This window comes from bacterium, from assembly GCA_030654305.1.
GTDB lineage: Bacteria > Krumholzibacteriota > Krumholzibacteriia > LZORAL124-64-63 > LZORAL124-64-63 > PNOJ01.
In genome coordinates this window covers 1-2663 of sequence record JAURXS010000189.1, presented here as the reverse complement: position 1 = coordinate 2663, position 2663 = coordinate 1, and the positions used below count along the sequence as shown (strand labels likewise).

Annotated in this window: 4 protein-coding genes; all 4 read right to left on the bottom strand. The window is 71.0% G+C overall.

Going from position 1 to position 2663, the window contains the following annotated elements:
- Nucleotides 1–233: 233 nt before the first annotated feature.
- The 4 genes from Q7W29_05035 to Q7W29_05020 all read right to left on the bottom strand — a co-directional run bounded on the left by Q7W29_05035 (nt 234) and on the right by Q7W29_05020 (nt 2520).
- Nucleotides 234–845, bottom strand: coding sequence for a hypothetical protein (locus tag Q7W29_05035; protein MDO9171180.1), 612 nt, complete (start codon nt 843–845; stop codon nt 234–236).
- Nucleotides 846–972: 127 nt separating this feature from the next.
- Complete coding sequence (locus Q7W29_05030; protein ID MDO9171179.1) at nt 973–1569, bottom strand: sigma-70 family RNA polymerase sigma factor; 597 nt, start codon at nt 1567–1569, stop codon at nt 973–975.
- 76 nt (nt 1570–1645) lie between these two features.
- Nucleotides 1646–2380 (bottom strand): sulfotransferase, encoded by a 735-nt coding sequence (locus tag Q7W29_05025; GenBank protein MDO9171178.1) that lies wholly within the window; start codon nt 2378–2380, stop codon nt 1646–1648.
- Between the two features lie 14 nt (nt 2381–2394).
- A complete protein-coding gene (locus tag Q7W29_05020) occupies nt 2395–2520 on the bottom strand; it encodes a hypothetical protein (GenBank protein MDO9171177.1) in 126 nt (41 codons plus the stop codon).
- Between the last annotated feature and the right edge of the window lie 143 nt (nt 2521–2663).

The window sequence follows — 2663 nt, the reverse complement described above, 5'->3', positions numbered from 1 at the left end:
CGGAAGAGGCCGTCGTCGGCCCCGCCCCCGACCTCACCGTCTCCTCGCGGCTGAACGTGGCGCCGGACCGCAAGCGCGAGCCCGGCACGTACGCGGTGAAGGTCTACTGGAACCGCGAACTGCTGCTGGAGCGGCCCTTCGAGTACGTCGCGGGGGACTGATACGACACGGCGGGGTCCGCGCGCGCCGCGCCCGGACCCCGCCGCCATCGCCTCGCGAAGACCGCGCCGCCGCTACTTCATCTCCACGACGAGCTCGTTGCCCGCCGAATCCGCGATGCAGGTGTCGTGCAGCTCGATCCTGACCCGCCGCTGGCCGTCCTCGCCGTCGACGACCTCGACCTGGGCGTCGCCGCCGAAGCCCTGCGCAGCGAGCTGCTCGAGGATCTGCTCGCGGACTTCCTCGGCCGTCTCGCCGCTGACTTCCAGGCCGATGGCCGTGTGCCCGAAGGCTTCGGCCAGCGAGCCGTGCACGGTGCCGGCCAGTTCCTCGCTCGCGATCTCGGCCTCGGCCAGCAGGGGGAAGCGGGCGCGCAGGTCGCCGGCGAGATCGTCGGCCGCGAGGTTCTGTCCCCAGACCATCAGCTCGAGGGACACTTCCCCGCCCATGATGCGGACCGCGACGCCGGCCTGCTCGACGCCGGGCAGCGTGTTCAGGTAGTCGGTGATCTCCTGCAGCGGCTGCTCCAGGCCGCCGTCCTTCGCGACCGACGCCGGCAGCTTGATGGCGAGCTTCTGCCCCATCCCCACCTCGTAGCTCGTGGGCACGGTGCAGGCGGCGATGCCCAGCGCGAGCAGGATCATGACGGCCAGCGCGGGGCGGGTCCAATAGCTCATGCGGTTCATGAAGGGCCTCCCTCTCCGGGGATGAAGTTCACGGTGGCGGGCGAGCAGGTCCTCCTGCAACGCTCCGCGGTGCCGCGCCGGGGGGCGCGCCGGGGACGCGTGCAGGGAACGCAACGCCCTCTCCAGTTCATTGCGTCGCATAGTCCACCTCGCCTTCGCAGGTGTGCGGACCGCGCACGTGGCGGCGCAGCTCGCGCAGGGCGCGCGAGAGGCGCTGCCGGACGGCGGCCTCGCTCAGTCCCGTCAACGCGGCGATCTCCCGGTGGCGCAACCCGTCCCCGTAGCGCAGGGCCATCAGGCCGCGGTCCCCGTCGGGCAGCCGCAGCAGCCCGGCGCGGACGCGGTCGCGGTCCTCGTCGCGGATGAGGTCGGCCAACGGATCGGCCGCGGGGCCCGCCAACGTCCCGGCCAGCGCGTCCACCGGCTCGGTCTCGCGGACGGACCGCAGGTGATCGACCAGCGCGTGGTGGGCCATGGCCAGGACCCAACCCAGCACCGATCCCTTCCGGGGATCGAATCCCGACAGGTTCTTCAGGAAGCGGTGGAAGACCGTGGAGATCAGATCCTCGACGTCGTGCGGGGAAGCGAGTCGCCGCCCGAGGAACCCGGCCACGGGGTCGTAGAGCTCCGCGTAGAGGCGCCGGAACGCCTCCTGGTCGCCGCCGCACGCCGCCTGCAACAGGCGGGCGTGGCGTCGGTCACGCAGTTCTCGACGGGGATCCATGGCGGTCGCGTGCCTCCGGGTCGTGCGGGTACATCCGGGGTATACGGCCGCGGGGGGAAAACGTGACGCGCGCCGCTCAGCGCCGGGCGGCGTCGAGGTCGGCGAGGACGGCGGCGGCCGGGCGGCCCGTGCGGCGGTCGCGCCACCAGGAGGCGGCGCGCAGGAACACGTCGGGGTGAGGGCGGCCGCGGTAGAGGCCGCTCTGGCGGCGGTCGACCAGGTCGCGGCCCACGAAATCGCGCAGGCGCTGGAGTTCCGCGTCGTTGGACATCAGTTCGTGGTAGCTCAGGAACAGGACGTTCCTTCCCGGTTCGCCCGCCAGGCGCAGCAGGCACTCGTTGTGCTCGTGCCAGCGGTCCAGGAAGGCGGACGCGCGCGCGAAATTGGTATGGTAGAGGCGCCGGCCCCGCCACTTGAAGCGCGGCCAGGCCTCGGCCGGGTCGCGGTAGACGGCGATGAGGCGGTGCTCGGGCAGCTCCCGCGCCCAGAGGTCGTAGACCAGGGTCAGGCGCGGGTCCTTGAAGCCCCAGTCGGCGTGGCGGGACTGGCCGTCGGCGATGATCTCCCGCATGCGCACGCGCTGCGCCTCGGACAACCGCAGAGGGCCGCGCACGCCCAGGTCGAGCACCTCGTCGTCGGGCGCGCCCAGGATGTCCATGTCCAGCGCCAGCACCGACGCCCGTTCGTACTTGTTGCCGCGGTCGTAGCTGACCGACTCGTCGAAGTCGCCCATGTCGACGCCGGAGTGGTGCAGGATCTGGGAGACCAGGGTGGTGCCCGATTTGTGCATGCCCAGCACGATGTGGATCATGGAGGCCTCCGCAGTCACTCGAGTCCGGCGATCGCGACCGACACATTGAGGGCATTCGGGGCAGGGAAGTCAATGCCGAGCGTCGCGACGGCGCCACGGGTGTGAAGATCCGCCGCGATCGTCCGCTCGAAGACGCTCACGGGGCGGCGATCCTAACGCATTAATATATAATACATTACAGCGTTTGATTGGCATGGCCCACCCGGGCACGGCGGCTGCGACCACCGTCGTGGGACGGACCACCAACAACAAGGAGCGCCGAACATGTTCACGACCCATCGCC

Coding starts and splice junctions, on each gene's coding strand:
- Q7W29_05035 (MDO9171180.1), bottom strand. CDS start 845: ATGAACCGCATGAGCTATTGGACCCGCCCCGCGCTGGCCGTCATGATC.
- Q7W29_05025 (MDO9171178.1), bottom strand. CDS start 2,380: ATGATCCACATCGTGCTGGGCATGCACAAATCGGGCACCACCCTGGTC.
- Q7W29_05030 (MDO9171179.1), bottom strand. CDS start 1,569: ATGGATCCCCGTCGAGAACTGCGTGACCGACGCCACGCCCGCCTGTTG.